Here is a 20946-nt window from a genome sequence, read left to right on the forward strand (position 1 = left end):
GATTCCCCCAGCTTGTGGAGCGCGCTTGGATTCATTGTCCGATTTCTTCCGGCCCGGCATCGAGCCCGGCTCGCTGCAGGCCGTGTCTCGGCTGCAGGGGGCCTGGAGCTATCTGTCCGTTTTCGTCACGCTGTTCCGCGGCGGCGACGAGGAAGTGCTGATGCGCCTCCTGGTGCTGCGAGAGCTGGGCGGCCGCGCCGAGGCGCCGCTGTGGACGCCGCAGGAAATCGCCCAGCGCTTCTCCTACCTTAACGATACCAAACTGGCCACCATTCTGGGGCGGCTGCGCGAAGGCGATCTGCTGGTCTACGACAGCGACGGCGGCGTTTACCAGTTGTCCGAGGGCGCGCGCGTCGCCTTGGCGGCGCTGGCGACGCTGGTCGATTTCTCCGGCGACGACGTCGAGCTGGGCTATCTCGCCAGCCAGGTCGCCGCCGGCCAGGCCGTCGGCCAGGTGTCGGACGAGGCGCTGAAGCATCTGCTGGCGCGCTTGAACGAATTGTATGTCGAGTTCGAGGAGGCGTTGGAGTCGCAGTCCGAATTCCGCATTCGCGCCGCCCAGCATCGGCTGGAGGCGGTGTGGCGCTGGGTGGCCAAGTCCACCGAGGTGGTCAAGAGCCTGACCCAGGACGACACGTTGAGCCTGATGGTGCTGAACCAGGCGCAGGCGATCGCGCTGGCGCAAAGCCGGATGCTGGCGCTGGCCGGCACCTTCGAGCGCCGGCTGGCGCAATTGGCCGCGCAGCGCGTGCATCTGGGCAATTCCGGCCTGACCTCCACCGACATCGCCGACTGGCTGCGCCGCCAGGGCGCGGCCACCTTGGCCGGCAAGCTGGCCGACGGCTGGTCCATCTGCCCGGAGCCGGCCTTCCTGTCGACGCCGGAGCTGGCCGACGTGGCCGAGTTCGAACTGTTGGCGCGCGAGCGCGCCAAGGCCGGCGCGCACGTGCTGCCCGGCGGCGAGGCCGCGCCGCTGGCCGACGCGCCCGAGATGGAGCGTCTGCTGGAGGCCGAGGAAATGTACGACCTGCTGCTGACGCTGGGCATGAGCGGCGGCGCCGACGCCCACATCAGCGAGGCGGTGCTGGCCGGCAGCTACAACGAAACCGCCTACCGGCTGTCGCTGCTGTCGCTGATCGGCGATCCGGAGACCAGCAACGACCAGAGCATCGTCGCGGCGCTGGCCAAGCTGCCGTTCAGCCTGCAGGGCGGCGACGCGGTCATCGAGACCGATCACCCCGAGGTGGCGACGCTGTCCGACGCCAGGCTGGTGGCGAATAGCGGCCGCGCAGGCCAATGAAGGATACGCCGCGCGCGGACACTACCGGGCGGGCAAGCAAAGAATAGACATGGAACACGAAATCAAGACCCTTACCGCCCGCCTGCTGGCGCACCGCGTGGTGCCGCGCGGCGACGCGCTGGCCAGGAAGGCGCTGCTGGACGACAACTTCCGCCAGGAACTGGACAAGAACCTGGCCGCCGTCGGCCTCAGGCTGGTGGAGAACCCGTACGCCGAGCACATCGCCGCGGCGCTGCTGCCGGAGATGACCGAGCCGGTGTTCGGTTCGGGAGATGCCTGGCTCAACAATAATCTGGGCCTGCCGCGCGACGGCGTGGCGCTGTTGGTCATCCTATGGGCGCTGATCATCCTGCCGAAGCGCGAGCGCCAGGTCGCCCGCGTCGAGGCCGGCAAGGAGAACCAGAGCGACATGTTCGGCGCGCAGAAGCCGCTGGAAACCGGCGAGTCGGTGTCCACCGGCATTTCCGAGGACGCGCTGTACGCCGACTTCGGCAAGGCGCTGGGCGGCCGCACCCGCTTCAACGCCAATCTGGGCCGGCTGGTCAATCTGGGCTTCATCGTCCGCCGCAACCGCTGGCTGGACGAGGGGCCGATGCTGGACCTGATGATCGACTACGCGCAACTGGCGCCGCGCATCATCGAGGGCGCGCTGGCCGACGTGCTGTTGCGCCGCGAGGGCCGCGAGGCGCTGGTCGACAAGCGCGCCGACGACGGGATCGAAGACGCGGGCGGGGACGACGGCATCGCGTCGGATGGCCCGCTGTTTGACCTGCCGCCGGACGACGCGGCAGACGGGGAGGCGCGCTGATGTTCCAGATGAAATCGGTGGAAATGGTGCACTGGGACTTCTGGCAGCGGCTGAGCGTGCCGCTGGACGCCCAGATCGTCACCATCATCGGGCCCAACGGCTCCGGCAAGACCACGCTGCTCGACGCGATGCGCACGCTGCTGGCGATCAAGTGCTCCGGCAAGCGCGACTATAAGCGTTACGTGCGTAATAACAAGGAAGCCTTCGCCTATCTGCGCGGCGTCGTCGACAATCCGCGCCGCCCGGCCGGCGGCCTGTATCCGACGCCGTTCTTCCCCATCGTCTCCGAATCGGTGACGCTGCTGTGCCGGATCAAGAAGCAGGGCGGCGACTGGGTGCGCCATTACGCGATCCTGGACGGCGACATCGCGCTGGAACACGCCGAGGGCCAGGCGCAGTGGCTGGGCGTGCACGAGTACCGCCGCCGGCTGGAAGCGGCCGGCCTGACGCCGGCGGTGGCCGAGGTGCTGGCGCTGGAGCAGGGCGATACCGACAAGCTGACCGAATACAGCCCGCGCCAGTTGCTGGACCTGGTGTTCCAGGTCTTCGGCGACAAGGACGTGCTGGACAACTACCAGCGCGCCCGCGACGAGCAGCGCGCCACCGAGCTGGAGCTGGAGGCCCTGGGCCGCCAGGAGGAGGCGCTGCAGGTGCGGGTGGAGGCGATGCGTAACCGCGCCAACCGCTATCTGGAGTGGAAGCAATTGCAGACCGGCATCGCCAGGCTGCGCGACGAGGCGCTGCCGGTGCTGGCCTATCTGGACGCCAAGACCGCCTTCGGCAGGCAGTGGGGCGATTATCGCGCCGGCTATCACGTGCTGAACCAGGCGCGCGCCGAACACGCCGACACGCTGGACCTGGTGGCCAAGCTGAAGGCGGCCGAAGTCGGCGCCGCCGACGCGCGGGCCGCGGCGGAGACGGTGCGGCTGGCGGCGCAGGACGCCTTCATGAAGGCCAAGGGCGAGCACGCCGGCGTGGCCGGCCAGCTGAAGGAGCGCGACCGCCTGCAGGCCTTGGCCGGCAAGGAGTACGGCGCCGACGCCGCCCAGCTGGCCGACAGGCTGGCGGCGCTGCGGGCCGAGGCCGACCGGCTGAAGGACGGGCTGCGCGAATTGAAGAAGCAGCGCCAGGACAGCCAACAGCATCTGGAAGCGCTGGAGATAGGCCGCGGCCGCTCGCCGGAGGATGTGCGCCAATTCAAGGCGGCGCTGGACGAGGCCGGCATCCCGCACGCGATGCTGTCCGACATCGTCGAGGTGATGGACTCCAATTGGCAGGGCGCGGTGGAGGCGCTGCTGCGCGGCTACCGCCAGGTGGTGCTGCTGGACAGGGAATCCGACCGTCGCGAGGCCTGGCGCATCGGCGAGAAGCTGCGCTACCGCCACTTCGTGGTGCCGGAGCGCGCCGCGCCGCCGCGGGCCAACAAGGGCAGCCTGCTGGAAGTGGTGCGCTTCTCCGCCGACGCGCCGGAATGGCTGTACCGGCAGATGAACAGCGTGACGCGGGTGGAGAACGCGGCGGCGGGCGCCAACGCCGATGGAGACTGGATCACCCGCGACGGCTATTTCCGCGAACGCCGCGGCGCGCGCCATATCGGCGTGCCGGCGCACGAATACGCCTTCGGCGAGGCGGCGCGGCAGTCGCGGCTGTTGGCGGTGCGCGACGAACTGAAGGCGCTCAATGTGCGCATTCTCGGCGACGAGGAGCGGCTGGTGGCCGCCACCCGCGAGGCGGCGGGCCTGGCCGAGTACCTGGGCGGCATGGACGCGATACGCCAGCTGGACAGCCGCGCCGACGAGTTCTCCGCGCTGGCGTCGCGCAAGGTGGAATTGGAAGCCGAGATCGCCCGGCAGGGCGCGGCGCTGGCCGACGCCGGCGCGGAGAAGGACGCCGCCGACCAGCGCCACGGCGACGCGCGGCTGGCGCACGACCGGGTCTGCCAGCGCGAGATGGAAAGCCTGTCCAAATACAATCAGAAGCTGCAGGAAGTGGAGCAGGCGCGCCGCCAACTGCGCCGGCTCAGCGGCGAATTGCGCGAGTGGGCGGAGAGATTGTCGGCCGACGCGCTGGCGCCGGAGCATGTGGCGGCGCTGGAGGACGAATTCGACACCGCCGCCGACGCCAAACACCAGCTGAACTACCTGGAAGAGAAGCTGCAAAGCGGCGACTGGGAGCAGGACGACTCGGTGTTGGCCTTGAAGGACAAGCTGGTCGAGGACCTGGGCTCGCTGGACAGGGAGCGGCAGCGCCGCCAGGGCGAGGTGGACCGCTCGCGCGAGCTGACCGACGAGGCGCGCGCCGCCTATATCGGCAAGCTGCGCGCCACCGTGCGCGCCTACGGGCAGAACGTCAAGCGGCTCGGTGAGTTGGCCGGCATCCAGGTGGAAGTGGAGCTGCCGCAGTTGTCCAACGACGACGCGGTGCTGGCCCAGGCCGGCCTGGTGCTGAAGTTCAACTTCGACCAGAAGGGCATGATGGGCATGAACGACGGCGAGGCGTCCGGCGGCCAGCAGGTGATGAAGTCGCTGATCCTGCTGATCGGCCTGATGATGGACGAGTCCAATCCGTCCGGCTTCGTCTTCATCGACGAGCCGTTCGCCCACCTCGACATCTTCAACATCGATCGCGTCGCCGGCTTCCTGAAAGCCACCGAGGCGCAGTATCTGATCACCACGCCCAACACGCACAACATCAATATCTTCGCCCCGTCGGAGCTGACCCTGGCCACCCGCAAGAAGCGGCCCGGCGAAACCTGGGCGCCGCCGATTCTGCAGACGCGCCGTCGGGTCGACGGCGGCGAGCAGGCGTGAAAATGCCGGCGGAGACGCCGGCATTTTTTTGGAAGAGCCGCTGCGGCTCGGCGATGTCAGCTTGGCATCAGCCGTCCTTGTGCCGGCTTTTCCTGTCGGGCGGATCGGCTTTGAGAAACAGCGCGTCGGTTTCCTCTTCCAGCACGCCGCCGGTCAGCATCAGCGGCCGGTAAAACGTCGAGGAACGCGCGACGCGCTCGGCGGGAATCAGGATCTGGTTATATCCGGTCCTGATCAGGCCGTTGATCGAGGTGCCCCACACCACGCGGGGGATGCCGGACCACATGATCGCCGACATGCACATCGGACAGGGCTCGGCCGTGGTGTACAGCGTCGTTTCGCCAAAACCCCGGTTGCCGTGGCGCTGGCAGTAGTTTTGAATCGCCGCCATCTCGCCGTGCAGAAACGGTATGGCGCCGATATCGTTCACGCCTTCGGCCAGAACGCGGCCGCTTTCCTCGTGAACGATGACGGCGCCGAATGGATAATGCGTGTTTTGCCGCGCCTGCTTGATCGCCAGGCGCATGAAGTCCTGGTGGCGGGCCCGCCGCTCGGGCGGCGGGACGGGCGAGGCGGAGGCGGCTCGCGCATAGAGCCATGCGGCGGCGCTGCCCAGCAACATGGTGCGACGGTCCATGGTGTAGCTCCGATGAGGTTTTCAGCAAGGGGGCTGCGCGGCGCGTGCGGGGAATGCGCCTGCGGGCCGGCTGATCCAGCCTCGATGAATATATCGGTTTCCGAATAGTCCGCATCTGATTAATCATCATCCAATAGATGACATGGCGGCACAGGCGAGACCGGGCGCGACGCCCGGGCGGGGAGGGAAGGGATTCGAGTCTTTCCCGGCGTCGCTAGGCGCCGAGTTGTTCCGCCAGCTCCAGCAGGTCGCCGGCCACCCAATCCCAGTCTTGCTCGGCGGCGAGATCGGTTTGCTGATCCGGGCCGAATTCGCGCGGCCGGGCGACGAAGGCGGTTTGCAGCCCGCATTGGCGGGCGGCGGCGAGATCGCCGTTGTGGGCGGCGACCAGGCAGATCCGCTGCGGCGGCAAGTCCAGCAGTTCGGCGGTGCGCAGATAGGCCCGCGGCTGCGGTTTGTAGGCCTGGGCCGCTTCGGCGCCGAGTATCGCGTCCCACGGCAGGCCGGCGTGCTTGGCCATGTTCAGCAGCAGGCTGGTGTTGCCGTTGCTGAGCGTGGCGATGATGTAGCAGGCCTTCAGGCGGGACAGTCCGGCCACGCTGTCCGGCCACGGCTGCAGCCGGTGCCAGGCGCGGTTCAGCCATTGCAGCTGGTCCTCGCTCACCGAGGACGGGTCGATGCCGAAGGCCGGCAGCGTGGCCTCCAGGTTCTCGCGGTGCAATTGGTCCAGCGGGGTGAACGGGCGGCGGCCGGCGCGCACCACGTCCATCGCCGGCACGTAGCGGCTGCGCCAGGCGTCGGCGAAGGCGTAGGCGTCCTGTCTGGCGCCGGGATGGCGCTGAAGAAAGACCGCGGCGTCTCGCGCGACGCCCTCGCGCCAGTCCACCACGGTGCCGAACACGTCGAAAAGCAGCGCGTCCATGTTCAGGCCCTCAGGTTGCGCTGCGCGAATTCCCAGTCGATCAGCTTGTCCAGCACCGCGTTGACGTAATCGGCCCGGCGGTTCTGGTAGTCGAGGTAGTAGGCGTGCTCCCACACGTCGACGTTCAACAGCGGCGTCAGGCCGGCGGTGATCGGATTGTCGGCGTTGCCGGTTTTCACCACGCGCAGCTTGTCGCCATCCTGCACCAGCCAGGCCCAGCCGCTGCCGAACTGGGCGATGGCGGCGCCGGCCAGCTGCTGTCTACAGGCGTCGACGCTGCCGAAGGAGGCTTCTATCCTCTCGCGCAGCGCCTGCGGCGGGACGCCGCCGCCGTTGGGCCGCATGCTGCGCCAATAGAAGGTGTGGTTCCACAGCTGGGCGGCGTTGTTGAACACGGCGGCGTCGCCGGACGGGCCGTAGGAGCGGGTGACGATGTCCTCCAGCGGCAGGTCGGCGTAGTCGCGGCCGGCGATCAGCTTGTTCAGATTGTCGAGATAGGCCTTGTGGTGCTTGCCGTAATGAAAGCCTATGGTGCGGGCCGATATCACCGGTTCCAGCGCGTTGTCGGCATAGGGCAGCGGCGGCAGCGCGTGCGCCGACGAGGCGTGGGCGAGGCCGGGCAGCGCGGGGAGGGCGAGGGCGGCGAGCGTGCCGGCGGTGGCGAGCAGGAAGCCGCGGCGGCTCAGTTCGGTGGGCAGGTCGGACATGGCGATCTCCAGAGGAGGCGCCGCGCGCGGAAGGCGCGCGGCGTCGATGCCGGCATGCAAGCACGGTTCGCGCCGCCTGCGCCATCGCCATGGCAGGATGGACAGGTGGCGGAACAAACCGCCGGGCCGCGGCGCCGGCGGTCCAAGTCGGCGCTTAGCGCAGGTTCAGCGCCTTGGCGGCGTGGCGCACCTCATCGGACAGCTGGACATCCTGGCCTATCACCTCGGTCCAGTGGCCGTGCTGCAGGAAGGCGTAGCGGGCGCGCGAGCCGTTTTCGGCCTGCCAGCCGCCTTTCAGGTGGCCGTCGAAGTGGAAGTCCTCGCCCAGCAGCGAGTGCGACTGCTGCTGGCCGTGCTGGGCTTGCGCCTGCAGCAGGTTGTGGCCGGCCAGGAACAGCTCGATGCCGCTGCCGATTTCCTCGAAACTGCCTTGCACCGCGGTCTTGAACACCAGCGGTTGCTGGGTGGCGTGGGTGATCACGGCCTCGCCGCTGACGCGGCGCGCCGGCGGATAGACCGACAGCCGAAGTTGCAGATTGTAGCCGCCGGCGACGCCCGGCTTGAAGATGTTGTAGCTGACGATGAACAGTCCGGACTTCTGATCGCGATCCAGTTGGTTGGCCATATTAGGACTCCTTGGTGAAATCGGATGACAGTTGACGGCGCCGGTAAGCGCGCGTCCCGGGTGCCTCTTTCGCGGCGCCACGGTAGCGGCGCCACCCGCACTTTATATAACGAATAAAAATAAAAATCGCCGTCATTTAGATCAGTTTGGAATTTTGGTGCGCATGGGGACGGTAGGCCGCCAACAGGTAGCGACGGCAACCATGCAGGGGGCGGGGTTGAATTTCGCCGTCTTTGCCCCACACTATCGCGGTCGACAACCAAGCAATGAGGAGCATTGAGATGGCAACCGTAACCCTGCGCGGCAATCCGGTGGAAGTGGCGGGCAAGCTGCCGGCCAAGGGCGAGCGCGCCCCGGCCCTGCAACTGACCGGCGGCGACCTGGCCGAGGTGTCGCTGGCCAGCTACGCCGGCAAGCGCAAGATCCTCAACATCTTCCCGAGCGTGGACACGCCGACCTGCGCGACGTCGGTGCGCAAGTTCAACGAGAAGGCCGCCGCGCTGAGCGACACCGTGGTGCTGTGCGTGTCGGCCGACCTGCCGTTCGCCCAGAAGCGCTTCTGCGGCGCCGAGGGCATCGAGAACGTGGCCACGCTGTCCACCTTCCGCAACCCGGCTTTCGCCGAGTCCTACGGCGTCAAGCTGGCCTCCGGTCCGCTGGCCGGCCTGACCGCGCGCGCCGTCGTGGTGCTGGACGCCGACGACAAGGTGCTGCACAGCCAGCTGGTGGGCGAGATCGCCGACGAGCCGGACTACGCCGCCGCGCTGGCCGCGCTGTAAGCGTCTTCGATTCCTGCTCGACCCAGCCGGCTGCGATTGCAGCCGGCTTTGTTTTTGGCCATGCGCTCGCCTCCTTGTTGTTATTGATAATCGTTATCAATTAATATTCCGGCTTTGGAAACCAATCAAGGCGGAAAAATGATGAGGCGATGGATGGCGGCGATCGCGTTGCTGGCGGGTTTGAGCGCTTGCGCGACGCAACCGGCGGCAAGGCCGGAGGGCGCGCCGGCGGGGCGCATCGTCGAAACCGCCGGCGGCGGGACGCTGAGTCCGGAGCAACTGCTGGCCAGGCTGGCGCCGGCGGACATGCTGTTGCTTGGAGAAAAGCACGACAACCGCCATCACCACCGGATAGAGGTCTGGCTGGCGCGGGGCCTGGCCGCCAGCCGGCCGCAGGGCAGCGCGTTGCTGGAGATGCTGACGCCCAGCCAGCAGCCCCGGGTGGACGAGGTAAAGGCCTGGCTGCAGGGCGATCCGGCGGTGCGCCCGTCGCGTGTGCAGGAACTGGTGGCCTGGCAGGCCGGCTGGCCGTGGGCGCTGTACGGCGAGCTGGCGATGACCTTGCTGCGCGCGCCGTATCCGCTGTTGGCGGCCAATCTGGACCGGGATCAGATGCGCGCCTATTACCTCAGCCGCGAGCGGCCGCAGGGCCGGGCCACCCGCGATCCGCGGGCGGCGAGCCGGCTGGAGGAGGTGATACGCAGCGAGCACGGCGGCAAGATGGACGACGGCATGATGGCTTCGATGCTGGCGGTGCAGCAGCAGCGCGACCGCCGGATGGCCGAACGCTTGCTGGCCGCGCCGAAGCCGGCGCTGCTGATCGCCGGCGCCTACCATGTACGGCGCGATGTCGGCGTGCCGCTGCACCTGGCCGACCTGGCGCCGGGCCGTTCCGCCGCGGTGCTGGTGCTGGCCGAGGAGGGGGCCGGACTGGGGCGGGAACAGGCCGACTATGTCTGGTATACCGCCGCGGATGGCGAATGAACGGACATGAATTGTTTCTATTCTGTTAATTGATAATGATTATCATTAATGATAAAGTGGGACACCTCCACCCACACAGCTAGTCATTGATGAAGCCCAGTACTCGTTTCAGGCCGTTGCCCGGCATCGCAGGCAGCGGCCTTTCGCTTTATTCGGTCCATGCGCAGGCCGCGCAGCCGGTTGCCGGCGCTGGCCTGTCGCCGCTGGCGATGTTCGTCGCCGCCGATCCGGTGGTGAAGGGCGTGATGCTGGCCTTGCTGGCCGCCGCCTTCGCCTGCTGGCTGGTGTTGCTGGTCAAGGGCGCGGCCCTGTGGCTGGCGGCGCGGGAAGGCCGCCGCGGCCATGCTGCGCTGGCCGGAGCCGCGACCTTGGCCGACGCCGACGGACGCGTCCAGCCGTTGCCGGCCCACGGCCTGGCGCGCAGCCTGCTGCGCGAGGTGGACGCCGAGATCGCCCAGTCGGCCGCCGACGCGCCGCGCGACGCCTTGCAGGCGCGCGCCGCGTTCCGGCTGGAGCAGGCGCAGAGCGCGCGGGCCCGTTCGCTGGCGCGCGGCGTCGGCCTGTTGGCCACCATAGGCGCGGTGGCGCCCTTTGTCGGCCTGTTCGGCACCGTGTGGGGCATCATGCGCAGCTTCGCCGGCATCGCCGCCAGCGGCAATACCAGCCTGGCCAGCGTCGCGCCCGGCATCGCCGAGGCGCTGCTGGCCACCGCCGTCGGCCTGGTGGCGGCCATCCCGGCGGTGGTGATCTACAACCTGTTCAGCCGCTGGCTGCAAGGCCACAAGGGTTTGCAGCAGCAGGTGGCCGGCCAGTTGCTGCTCTTGCTCAGCCGCGAGCTTGACACGCGCGCGGCGGGGCGCTGAGCGATGGGCGGCTTTCCTTCCGGCGGCGGCGACGAGCTGGCCGAACTGTCCGAGATCAACGTCACGCCGTTCATCGACGTGATGCTGGTGCTGCTGATCATCTTCATGGTGGCCGCGCCCTTGTCCAGCGTCGATCAGAGAATCGAGTTGCCGGCCTCCAGCGCCAAGCCGGCGCCGCGGCCGGACAAGCCGCTGATCGTCACCTTGCAGCCGGACCGCAGTCTGCTGTTGGGCGAGAAGGCGGTGCCGCTGGCGCGCTTGGGCGCGGGGCTGGACGCCGCCACCGGCGGCCGCCGCGACACCCCGCTGTTTTTCCAGGCCGATCGCGCCGCCGCGTATGAGGACGTGATGGCGGTGATGGACGCCTTGCGCGCCGCCGGCTATCTGCAAGTCGGCCTGGTGGGCAGGGAGGCCGGTTGATGGCCGCCGCCGAGCGCAGGCCGCTGCCGGTGGTCGGCTGGGGCAGCGGCGCGCTGCTGTTGGCGCTGTTGCCGCTGGTCTGGGCATGGCAGCTGTTGCCGAAGGCGGCCACGGCGTCGCCGCCGTCCCAGGCGGCGGTGGTGCAGCTGGTGGCCTTGCAGGTGCGCGCGCCGACACCGGAGGCGGACAAGCCGGTGGCGCAACAGCGGCAGATGGCCACCGCCGCGTCCCGCGCCCGCGCCGGCGAGCGCGCGCCGGTGAAGCTGGCCCGCAGCGACGAAGCCAGGCAGAGCGTGGCCTTGCAGGCGCGGCGCGATGGCGCGCCCGCTGAAACCGATGCGGACAGCGCCAGCCGCGCGGCGAAGAGCGCCGAATCGGCGTCGTCGGCCAGGGCGCCGCAGCGCGCCGACGACACCGCCGCCGCAGAGAACAGCGACGGCAGCGCCCGCAACGCCGATTGGGAGGGCCGGGTTTTGGGCCATCTCGCTAGACACAAGCGCTATCCGGAAGACGCGATCAGCCGCCGCCGCGGCGGCGTCGCCAAAGTCGAAGTGACGCTGGACGCCGGCGGGCGGGTCAGTAGCGCCAGCCTGGCGGCCGGCAGCGGCACGCTGTCGCTGGACCGCGAGGCGCTGGCGGTGCTGCGCCGCGCGCAACCGCTGCCGGCGCCGCCGCCGGAGCGTCTCAGCGGCGGCCAGATCCGCATCGTGTTGCCGATACATTTTGACCTGAACCAGGCCGGTTGACCGGCCGCCGCGAGCGACGATGAACCCTATTCTTTCCTTTGCCGCATTGGCGGGCCTCTGCCTGTGCGCCGCGCTGGCGCGCGCCGACGCGCCGCCCCGGGCGGATGTCCGGCCGCAAACTTTCAGCGCCCACGGCGACACCCGCGTCGATCCCTATGCCTGGCTGCGCGACGACAGCCGCAGCCGGCCGGAAGTGCTGGCCCATTTGCAGGCGGAGAACCGTTACGCCGAGACGCTGCTGGCCGATCAGCAGCCGCTGCGCGACACGCTGCTGGCGGAGATGCAGGCGCGCAGCACCGGCGGCGAGGCCTCGCTTCCCTATGCGGAAAACGGCTGGGAATACCGCGAACGCTACCCCGAGGGCGCGCAGCAGCCGGTGTACGAGCGCCGGCCGCTGGCCGGCGGCGCGTGGCGGACGGTGTTGGACGCCGCAGAGCGGGCGAAAGGCAAACGCTACTATCGGCTGGGCGGCTGGCAGCTGTCGCCGGACGGGCGCTATTTGGCGGTGGCCGAGGATGTCCGCGGCGATGGCGCGCAGCAACTGGCGCTGCGCGATCTGGCCAGCGGCGAGTGGCTGCCGCTGGCCGACCGCAAGGCCGGGACCGAGATGGTCTGGTCCGCCGACGGCCGCGCGCTGTGGTATGTCGGCGTCGATCCGGACACCTATCGCTCCAGCCGCGTCTACCGTCATGCGCTGGACGGGCAGGACGACGCGCTGGTGTACGAGGAGAAGGACGAGGCCTACACCGTCAGCCTGTCTTCCAGCGCCTCGCGCCGCTACGCGCTGATCGCCGTCGCCGGCAGCGACAGCAGCGAGGCCTGGCTGCTGGACGCGCGCGATCCGGCCGCGCCGGCCAAGTTGTTCGCCGCGCGCCGGCCGGGGCGCGAATACTATCTGGACCATTACCGCGGCGCCTTCTATCTGCGCGCCAATCCCGACCCGGCCGGCTTCGGCCTCTATCGCAGCGCCGCGCCCGGCGCGGAGTGGCGCGCGCTGATCGCGCCCGGCGCCGATGCCGAGGTGGAAAGCTTCCTGCTGCTGAAGCGCCATCTGATCGTCAAGGAGCGCCGCGACGGGCTGAGTCGGGTGCGCGCGATCGCCTGGCGGGGCGGTGCGAGCCGGACGCTGGCGCTGCCGGACCCGGCCTACCGCGTCTGGTTCGACCGCAATCCGGACCCGGACAGCGGGCGGCTGCGCTACCGCTACTCGTCGCTGAGCACGCCGACCTCCACCTGGGAGTGGAACCTCGCCAACGGCAAGACCCGCGCGCTGTGGCAGCCCCGGCTTGCCGGCTACCGCGCCGCCGACTACCGCAGCGAGCGGCTGTGGATGCGCGCCCGCGACGGCGAGCGGGTGCCGGTGTCGCTGGTCTACCGCCGGGGCCTGCTGGCCAAGGGCGGCAATCCGCTGCTGCTGTACGGCTACGGCGCTTACGGCATGGCGATGGACGCCGCCTTCAGCGCGCCGAGGATCAGCCTGCTCGATCGCGGCTTCGTGTTCGCCATCGCCCACGTGCGCGGCGGCGGCGAGCGGGGCCGGCGCTGGCATGAGGCCGGCCGGCTGGCCAACAAGCAGAACAGCTTCAACGACTTCGTCGACGCGGCCCGCGAGCTGGCGAGGCTGGGCTATGCCCGGCCGGACCAGCTGTACGCGATGGGCGGCAGCGCCGGCGGACTGCTGGTCGGCGCGGCCCTGAACCAGGCGCCGGGGCTGTTCCGCGGCGCGGTGGCCCAAGTGCCCTTCGTCGACGCCTTGTCCAGCATGCAGGATGCGTCCTTGCCGCTGACGGTGGGCGAGTACGGCGAATGGGGCGACCCGGCCGACGCCGACGCCTATCGCCGCTTGCGCGGCTACAGTCCGGTCGACAACGTCGGCGCCGGACCGTATCCGCATTTGCTGGTGACCGCCGGCCTCAACGACCGCCAGGTGCCGTACTGGGAGCCGGCCAAGTGGGTGGCGCGGCTGCGAGAGCGGCAATGGCCGGGCCAGCAGCTGGCGTTGATCACCGAGATGGACGCCGGCCACCGCGGCCAGGCCGGCCGCGTGTCTCGGCTGGCGGCCAACGCCCGCGAATACGCCTTTTTGTTGACCCTGTCCGGCTGGCGCGAGCCGTGAGCTTGGCCTTACCCCGCCGCCGGCGGGGCGGACCGCCCCGCATGACCGCTGTCCCCACGCCCCTCTCCTGTTCCGTGCTGTCCGAACGCGTGCGCCCCTGGCAGGGCGGTTCGGACAGCGATCACTTTGGAGAGTCAGGCAGTGAACAAGAAAATGATGGCGCATTGGGTCGGCGCCGCGATGGCGATGGTCGGACATGCGGCGCTGGCGGCCGACGCGGCGCAGGCCGACGGCAAGGTGGAATTCCGGCCGCTGGTGGTCAGCGGCAGCGCGGCGGGCGGCGACGAGGTTGACGGCGACCGCGCCGAGAAGCGCGCGCTGGAGAAGCCGGGCGCGTTCAGCAGCCGCGGCGAGAACACCCGTTCCGAGTCTTTGGACGCCGTGCTGCGCGGCATGCCGGGCGTCTACACCCAGATCGATCCGAACCAGGGCGCGGTCAGCGTCAACATCCGCGGCATGAGCGGCCTGGGCCGGGTCAACACCATGATAGACGGCGTCAGCCAGAACTACTTCGGCAGCGCGCCGTCGGAGCTGGCCCACGGCGCGGTGCCGACCAGTTCCTTCGGCGCCCTGATTGATCCGAACTTCATCGTCGGCGTCGACGTAGAGCGCGGCGGCTCGGCCGGCGCCAGCGGCATCAACGCGCTGGCCGGCAGCGCCAATTTCCGCACGCTGGGCGTCGACGACGTGCTGCGCGAGGGCAAGCGCTACGGCGCGCGCGCCAAGTACACCGCCGGCAACAACGGCCTGGGCCGCAGCGGCATGGTGGCCGGGGCGACGCGCCAGCAGCTGGACGGCTGGGGCGAGCTCGGCCTCGTCGGCGCGATCAGCAGCAGTTCCAGCAGCGGCACCTATCGCAACGGCTCCGGCGTCGACAGCACCGAGTTCGGCTTCGGCGGCGACCAGCGCTTCAGCCAGAATCCGCAGTCGCAGCTGTTCAAGGCCGAGTGGCGGCCCAACGCCCGCCATTTCGCCGAGCTGTCGGCGCGGCGTTACCGCAACCACTTCACCAAGCGCGACATCCAGAGCGACGACTACGCGCTGAAATACCGTTACACGCCGCTGTCGGAATGGGTGGACCTGACGGTGCTGGCCAGCCACGGCAACGGCAAGCAGAGCTATATGCCGGGCTCGCTGTTCACCTTCAAGAACAGCAGCGCCGAGAACATCGGCGACAGCCTCAGCATCGACAACGCCAGCCGCTTCGACCTGTGGGGCGGCGACGCCACGCTGCGGACCGGTGCCAAATGGCAGCGCAACCGCTTCGTGCGCACCGTGCACAGCCAGATCGACGATGCCGAAACCGCGCGGCAGGCGGAGGAGAACAATGTGTTCGCGCCGGCCGGCCGGCAGGACATGCGCTCGCTGTTCGCCAGCCTCGATTACCGCCACGGCGTCTTCAACGTGGTCGGCGGCTTCAACTACACCCGCTTCGAGCTATCCGGCCACAAGCCCGCCTGCCGCGACGATGTGCGCTGCTTTCCGCAGGGCGCGGCCGACATCAGTCTGAAGGAAAGCTATTTCGATCCGTCGCTGCTGGTCTCGGCCGAAGTGGCGCCGTGGTTCCAGCCCTTCGCCAGCGCGGCGCGTACCTCGCGCGGGCCGAATCCGCAGGAGGTGTTCTTCGCCAACTCCGGCGCCGATTCGATGAACCCCTTCCTGAAGGGCGAGCGCGCCGACACCGTGCAGCTGGGTTTCAACTCGATGTTCCACGGCCTGCTGAGCCGCGACGACACGCTGCGGCTGAAGCTGCTGGGCTACCGGAGCAAGATAGACAACTACATCAGCAGCACGATGTTCCGCATCTGCAAGGACGGCGCGCGCTGCAGCTACGCCGACGTCAACACCGGCAAGGCGGAGGAGGCCGGGGTCAGCGACACCATGTATATCTACACCAACACGGTATCGCCGGTGCGCACCCGCGGCTGGGAGCTGGAGGCCAATTACGACGCCGGCTTCGTCTACGCGCGCCTGTCGTACAGCCGCGAGCGCACCAGCCAGCCGCCGTCCATCGCCGCCGCCAACTTCAACTTCGGCGACATCACCGAATTGCCGTCCAGCTATTACGCGCTGGATATCGGCGCGCGGCTGCTGGAGCGCAAGCTGGAACTGGGGGCGATCTTCCGCAAGGACGGCGAGAGTTACCGCATCAACGTCGACCGCACGCAGGACGACATCACCGGCGATGTCGAGAAGGAACAGCAGAACCCGACGCCGACGCTGATCGACCTGTACGCCAACTACAAGCTGAACAAGCAGCTGACGCTGCGGGCCGGCGTCAGCAATCTGACCAACCGCAGCTATTCGGCGCCGCTGAACGTGATGAACGCGATGCCGCTGCAGTCGGCGGACTTGACGCCGAACGCCACCGGCCGCGGCCGGGCCTACTCGGCCACCGTCGAGTGGCGCTACTGAGCGTTTGCCGCTAGTTCGGGCGTAAAAAAAGCCGACTGCCTGGGCAGTCGGCTTTCGTTTGCGCGGGCCGGGAATCAGCCGCGCTGGACGGCGGGCTTGCCGGACGGCTCGTTGTCGCGCTGCATCTCTTCGACCAGCTTCGGATCGTGCTCGTCGCGCAGGTAGCGGGTGTACCAGCCGCTGTTGACGCCCCAGAAATAGAAGCCCAGGGCGGCGGCGGCCACCACGGCCATGTCTACGCCGTACGGCAGGATGCCGAGGCCGCCGAAGTCGGTGCTGCCTATCCAGGACAGCAGCGCCATCGTCGGCAGGTAGAGCACCATCCACATCGCGCCCTTCAGCTCGCGGGAGAATTCGGGCCAGCCAGCCTTGGCCTGGTACCAGATGTAGACCGGCAGCGCGGCCACGATCAGGAACAGGATCTGGCCGGTCAGCGGCCAGCGCGCCCAGTACAGCACCAGCGAGGCGCAGACGAAGGCGAACGGCGCGACGATGCTCAGGCCGGCCAGGCGCAGCGGGCGCGGCAGGTCCGGCGCGCAGCGGCGCAGCGCGGCGGCGCTGATCGGGCCGGTCAGGTAGGAGATCACGGTGGCGACCGAGATCACCGCCGCCAGCGTGCCCCAGCCGCGGAAGAAGAACAGGAAGACGAAGGACACCGCCAGGTTGAACCACATCGCCGGACGCGGGATGCGGTACAGCGGGTGGATGCGGCCGAAGATTTCCGGCATGGTGCCGTTGCGCTGCATGCCGTAGATCATCCGCGAGGTCGACGCCATATAAGTGGCGCCAGTGCCGCTCGGGCTGACGAAGGCGTCGAAATACAGGGTCATCATCAGCCAGTTCAGGCCCAGCGCCATCGCCAGCTGCGCGAACGGCGAGCTGAAGTCCAGGCCCTTCCAGCCGTGCGCCAGTTCCGACGGCGACAGCGCGCCGAGGAAGGCCACCTGCAGCGCGACGTAGATCACCGCGGCCAGGAGGATGGAGCCGACCACGCCGAAGGGCACGCTCTTGCCCGGATTGCGGGCCTCGCCGGCCAGGTTGATCGGGCTCTGGAAGCCGTTGAAGCTGAACACGATGCCGCTGGTGGCCACCGCGGTCATCACGCTGGCCCAGCCGAACGGCGCGAAGCCGCCCAGCGCCGGGTTGTTCAGGTTTTCCGAGTGGAAGCCGCTGTAGATCAGCGCGCCCACGGTCACCGCCGGCACGATCACCTTGAAGATGGTGATGGCGCTGTTGGCCTTGGCGAACAGCTTGACGCCCCAGTAGTTCAGCAGGAAGTAGGCGATCACCAGCACGGCGGCGAAGGACAGGCCGACGGTGCTCAATTCGCCGTTGTGATACAGGTTTTGCGCCCACGGGTAGGGCCAGGTGCTCATGTACTGCACCGAGGCCTCGGCCTCGATCGGAATCACCGACACGATGGCGATCCAGTTGGCCCAGGCGGCGATGAAGCCGAGCAGCGAGCCGTGCGAGTAGCGGGCGTAGCGCACCATGCCGCCCGATTCCGGGAACATGGCGCCCAGCTCGGCGTAGCTCAGCGCGATCGAGAGAATGATCACCATGCCGACGATCCAGGCGACGATGGCGGCCGGGCCGGCGATCTGCGCGGCGTGGGCGGCGCCGAACAGCCAGCCGGAACCGATGATGGAACCAAGACCGGTCAGCATCAGCGCGATAGGGCCGATGTGGCGGGAATGTTGTTGTTGCAAGGGCGAATCTCCTGTCATTTGAACGATGATGGGCAACGGCGCTCCCGGGGAGGCGCGCACGCGCCGAATGGTCCGGGGGAGGTTGCCCACATAGCCGGGTGGGCCCGGTCTTATGTAAATCGCGCCTGCTGGGCAGGCGGACCGCGTCGGCGTGGACGGCGAGGCGGTCTAGGGGATGTCGAAGCGGCCGGTTTCGGCCCGGCGCGTCGGCGAAAATCTGATGTTGCCCCCGGATGGGGATGCAACGTCGAATTTTGTCAGACACGCCGACCCGAATTTCGGCTGCGCGGATTGTAACGTAGTGTGAACAAATTTTGTTACTTACTTATATGTCTTGAAATTTTCGTGTCATAAATAGCGGCTACGATGAGGGCCCCGAAGTCTCACGCAGCACGCCATGTCCCTGATCAAACGCTTGTGGCTGACCATCGCCTTCACTCTCGCCAGCCTGGCGCTGGCGATGGCGCTGACCGGCCAGCAGCTGTATTCCTTCACCCGCCACGTCGACAACTACAACCGCCTGCAGCAACTGGCGGCCAATCTGCAACAACTGAAGGCCGTCTCGCTGTCATTCTCCCGCGCCGATCCCCTGCTGCCGGAAACCGCCGAACGGCTGAAGCAGGCCGGACGGCAGGTGGCCGGCCTCAGGCGCGATATCCACGACGCGCTGCCGGCGGCCGACGCCGGCGCGTTCGACGGCGCGCTGCGAGCCCGCTGGCAGGCTTACGCCGCGAATCTGGGCAGCGCGATCCGCATCGCCGAGACCGCGCCGCAGGACGCGCTGTCGATTCCGGAGCAGGCTTATCAGAACGATCTGGCGCCGCTGGTCGCGCAGATCGACGCCCAATTGAAGACCCGCGACGGCGAACTGGCGGCGGAAAAAGCCGGGCTGGCCGCGGCGCTGTCGCGACTGGCGCCGCTGATCCTGGGGCCGCTGGCCTTGGCCAGCGCGCTGGTGGTGCTGATCCAGCTGACGCTGGCGCGCCGCCTGAGCCGCCAGCTGGCGGCGATGGCCCGGGCCGCCGACGCGCTGGGCGAGGGCAATCTGGCCGTGCGCCTGCCCGACAGTGGCGGCGACGAGCTGGCGCACGCGGCGTCGCGGATCAACCGTTTCCTGGATCACCTGGCGGGGCTGTTGGACGAGGTGCGCCGCCACGCAGGGGCCAATCAGGACGACAGCCGTCGGCTGCAGCTGCTGACGCGGCAGAGCGCCGACGCCAGCCGGCTGCAGACGCAGAAGAGCCAGCTCAGCAACGAGGCGGCGGCCGAGATCGCCGGCCACGCGGAACGGGTGGGGCTGCACATCGAGGCGGCGCTGGACTGCTCGCGCGGCGCGGCGGTGGCGACCGCCCAGGCGCGCCGCCAGGGCGAGCACAACGCGGCGACGATGGGCCTGCTGGCCGAGCGCATCGGCACCGCCAATCAGGAAATGCAGACCTTGGGCCAGGCGCTGTCGGCGATCGGCCAGATCAGCACGCTGATCCGCGACGTGGCCGAGCAGACCAATCTGCTGGCGCTGAACGCGGCGATAGAGGCGGCGCGGGCCGGCGAGGCCGGGCGCGGCTTCGCGGTGGTGGCCGACGAGGTGAGGAAGCTGTCCGAGCGCACCGCCTCGGCCACCAGCGGCATCTTCGACAGCCTGCGGCAGATGGAGCAAGCCAAGGGCGCGCTGGGCGACGCCATCGTCGCCGCCGGCAAGGCGGGGCGGGACGGGCAGGACGCCCAGCTGGCGCTGGACGGGGCGCTGTCGGCGGTGGACGGCGCGCTGTCGGGCCTGGGCGCGCTGATGGCGGACATCGGTGCCGCGCGCGAGCGGCAGACCCGCGCCGGCGGCAATATCCGCCAGCACGGCCACGAGCTGGCCAGCCTGGCCCAGCACATCGAGCAGCAGATGCGCGAGGCCGAGCCGTTGATGGAACAGCTGGCGGAGTCCGCCGGCGGACTGAACCAGGCGCTGGCCTGGTTCCGGCTGGACGCGCCGGCGGCCGGCGCGCCGCGGCGGGCGGAAATCCCGCGCGGACGGCTGGCGACGGCCTAGCGGCGGCCGGGGAAGGCGGCCGGCTGCGGCTTGCGGCGCACCACCACGGTGCGCGCCAGCTTGTCGTGCCAGCCCTGCTTGCGGGGGTCTATGCCCACCCATAGCAGGCCCAGGCAGAACGGGATGATGGAGACGAAATAGCCGAGGTAGCGCAGCGCCGCCTGGCCCGGCGTCAGCGGCGCGCCGGTGTCGGCGTCGACCACCCGCGCGCCCAGCATCATCTTGCCCGGCGTCGCGCTCTTGTAGATCCAGAACAGTATCACCGCCGCCGCCGGCAGCAGGTAGTTGATCAGGAATTCGCCCAGCGAGCCGACGCCGCCGAGCTCGGCCAGACCGGGCATGCCGTCGGCGCTCGCCGCCTCGCGGCCGACCAGCAGCCACAGCAGCGGCGCCGACACGATCAGCAGCAGCACGGTGTCGACCAGGCTGGCCAGCACCCGCGCCCAGAAGCCGACGTATTCCAGTTCCTCGTCATGATCGGGTTGCTCCATCGCTCAATCCTCCAGATTGACCTTGTGCTTGTCGGCCACGCGCAGATAGTGCTCGGCCGAGTACTTGAAGTAGGCCAGCTCCTTGTCGGTCAGCGGCCGCGCCTGCTTCACCGGATTGCCGAGGTAGAGATAGCCGGATTCCAGCCGCTTGCCCGGCGGCACCAGGCTGCCGGCGCCGACCAGCACCCGGTCCTCTATCACCGCGCGGTCCAGCACGATGCTGCCTATGCCTATCAGCACCTCGTCGCCTATCGTACAGCCGTGCAGCGTCACGTGATGGCCTATGGTGACGTGGCGGCCTATGATCAGCGGCGCGCCTTCCGGATCGGCGGCGCTCTTGTGGCTGACGTGCAGCATCGCGAAGTCCTGCACATTGCTGTTCTCGCCGACATGGATGCGGTTGACGTCGCCGCGCAGCACCGCGAACGGCCACACCGAGGCGCCGGCCTCCAGCGTCACCTCGCCGACGACGACGGCGGCCGGGTCGACGTAGCAGCCGTCGGCGATGTCCGGATGATGACCGTCGTACTGGCGGATATTGCTTTTCATCGTTTCGTCCTTATCTCTGCAATGATG

At 68.9% G+C, this 20946-nt stretch carries 18 protein-coding genes; 11 read left to right on the forward strand and 7 right to left on the reverse strand.

The annotated features are described in order from the left end of the window. Positions 1–25 precede the first annotated feature (25 nt). The 3 genes from CXB49_RS01240 to CXB49_RS01250 are packed head-to-tail and all read left to right on the forward strand — an operon-like array spanning position 26 to position 4918. Positions 26–1300 (forward strand): hypothetical protein, encoded by a 1275-nt coding sequence (locus tag CXB49_RS01240; protein ID WP_101706722.1) that lies wholly within the window; start codon positions 26–28, stop codon positions 1298–1300. Positions 1301–1349: 49 nt separating this feature from the next. After that, positions 1350–2108: a hypothetical protein gene (locus tag CXB49_RS01245; protein WP_101706723.1), complete on the forward strand. Its 759-nt coding sequence runs from the start codon at positions 1350–1352 to the stop codon at positions 2106–2108. Next, positions 2108–4918, forward strand: coding sequence for an AAA family ATPase (locus tag CXB49_RS01250; RefSeq protein ID WP_101706724.1), 2811 nt, complete (start codon positions 2108–2110; stop codon positions 4916–4918). Before CXB49_RS01245 ends, CXB49_RS01250 begins: the two co-directional genes overlap by 1 nt. Positions 4919–4985: 67 nt before the next feature. Here CXB49_RS01250 and CXB49_RS01255 read toward each other — a convergent pair whose 3' ends face one another. The 4 genes from CXB49_RS01255 to CXB49_RS01270 form a co-directional block, all read right to left on the reverse strand. After that, positions 4986–5555, reverse strand: a complete 570-nt coding sequence (locus CXB49_RS01255; RefSeq protein WP_199406758.1) for a nucleoside deaminase — start codon at positions 5553–5555, stop codon at positions 4986–4988. A 214-nt stretch (positions 5556–5769) separates the two neighbouring features. Then, a complete protein-coding gene (locus tag CXB49_RS01260; RefSeq protein WP_101706725.1) occupies positions 5770–6477 on the reverse strand; it encodes a haloacid dehalogenase type II in 708 nt (235 codons plus the stop codon). 2 nt (positions 6478–6479) lie between these two features. After that, the gene (locus CXB49_RS01265) at positions 6480–7184 is read right to left on the reverse strand and encodes a superoxide dismutase (RefSeq protein WP_233492906.1); all 705 of its coding nucleotides are present in this window, start codon (positions 7182–7184) and stop codon (positions 6480–6482) included. A gap of 154 nt (positions 7185–7338) precedes the next feature. Further along, positions 7339–7809: a DUF1842 domain-containing protein gene (locus CXB49_RS01270; protein ID WP_101706726.1), complete on the reverse strand. Its 471-nt coding sequence runs from the start codon at positions 7807–7809 to the stop codon at positions 7339–7341. A 281-nt stretch (positions 7810–8090) separates the two neighbouring features. On the opposite strand from CXB49_RS01270, the gene tpx reads away from it, so the two are divergent. The 7 genes from tpx to CXB49_RS01305 all read left to right on the forward strand — a co-directional run bounded on the left by tpx (position 8091) and on the right by CXB49_RS01305 (position 16132). Beyond that, a complete protein-coding gene (tpx, locus tag CXB49_RS01275) occupies positions 8091–8588 on the forward strand; it encodes a thiol peroxidase (RefSeq protein ID WP_101706727.1) in 498 nt (165 codons plus the stop codon). 141 nt (positions 8589–8729) lie between these two features. Next, the gene (locus tag CXB49_RS01280) at positions 8730–9572 is read left to right on the forward strand and encodes a ChaN family lipoprotein (RefSeq protein ID WP_101706728.1); all 843 of its coding nucleotides are present in this window, start codon (positions 8730–8732) and stop codon (positions 9570–9572) included. Between the two features lie 89 nt (positions 9573–9661). After that, positions 9662–10435 carry a tonB-system energizer ExbB gene (gene exbB / locus CXB49_RS01285; RefSeq protein ID WP_101710558.1) on the forward strand — a complete coding sequence of 258 codons (774 nt, stop codon included), beginning with the start codon at positions 9662–9664 and terminating at the stop codon, positions 10433–10435. 3 nt (positions 10436–10438) lie between these two features. Continuing rightward, on the forward strand, positions 10439–10855 hold the full coding sequence (exbD, locus tag CXB49_RS01290; protein WP_101706729.1) for a TonB system transport protein ExbD: 417 nt from the start codon (positions 10439–10441) through the stop codon (positions 10853–10855). Then, a complete protein-coding gene (locus tag CXB49_RS01295) occupies positions 10855–11601 on the forward strand; it encodes an energy transducer TonB (protein ID WP_101706730.1) in 747 nt (248 codons plus the stop codon). The genes exbD and CXB49_RS01295 overlap by 1 nt, the downstream gene beginning before the upstream one ends. Positions 11602–11620: 19 nt before the next feature. Next, on the forward strand, positions 11621–13717 hold the full coding sequence (locus CXB49_RS01300; RefSeq protein WP_101706731.1) for a S9 family peptidase: 2097 nt from the start codon (positions 11621–11623) through the stop codon (positions 13715–13717). A 141-nt stretch (positions 13718–13858) separates the two neighbouring features. Then, a complete protein-coding gene (locus CXB49_RS01305; RefSeq protein WP_101706732.1) occupies positions 13859–16132 on the forward strand; it encodes a TonB-dependent receptor domain-containing protein in 2274 nt (757 codons plus the stop codon). Between the two features lie 74 nt (positions 16133–16206). Here the strand turns inward: CXB49_RS01305 and CXB49_RS01310 are convergent, their stop codons facing one another. Further along, entirely contained in the window at positions 16207–17841 is a 1635-nt protein-coding gene (locus CXB49_RS01310; RefSeq protein WP_101706733.1) for an APC family permease, read from the reverse strand. A gap of 397 nt (positions 17842–18238) precedes the next feature. Between CXB49_RS01310 and CXB49_RS23850 the strand changes: the two genes are divergently transcribed. Next, complete coding sequence (locus CXB49_RS23850) at positions 18239–19879, forward strand: methyl-accepting chemotaxis protein (protein WP_101706734.1); 1641 nt, start codon at positions 18239–18241, stop codon at positions 19877–19879. On the opposite strand, the gene CXB49_RS01320 is transcribed toward CXB49_RS23850, so the two are convergent. Together CXB49_RS01320 and CXB49_RS01325 are read right to left on the reverse strand one after the other, a co-directional pair. Beyond that, on the reverse strand, positions 19876–20370 hold the full coding sequence (locus CXB49_RS01320) for an RDD family protein (protein ID WP_101706735.1): 495 nt from the start codon (positions 20368–20370) through the stop codon (positions 19876–19878). The two genes, CXB49_RS23850 and CXB49_RS01320, sit on opposite strands and share 4 nt — an antisense overlap. A 3-nt stretch (positions 20371–20373) precedes the next feature. Then, entirely contained in the window at positions 20374–20919 is a 546-nt protein-coding gene (locus CXB49_RS01325; protein WP_101706736.1) for a gamma carbonic anhydrase family protein, read from the reverse strand. Positions 20920–20946 lie beyond the last annotated feature (27 nt).

It is taken from the genome of Chromobacterium sp. ATCC 53434, assembly GCF_002848345.1.
Classification (GTDB): Bacteria; Pseudomonadota; Gammaproteobacteria; order Burkholderiales; family Chromobacteriaceae; genus Chromobacterium.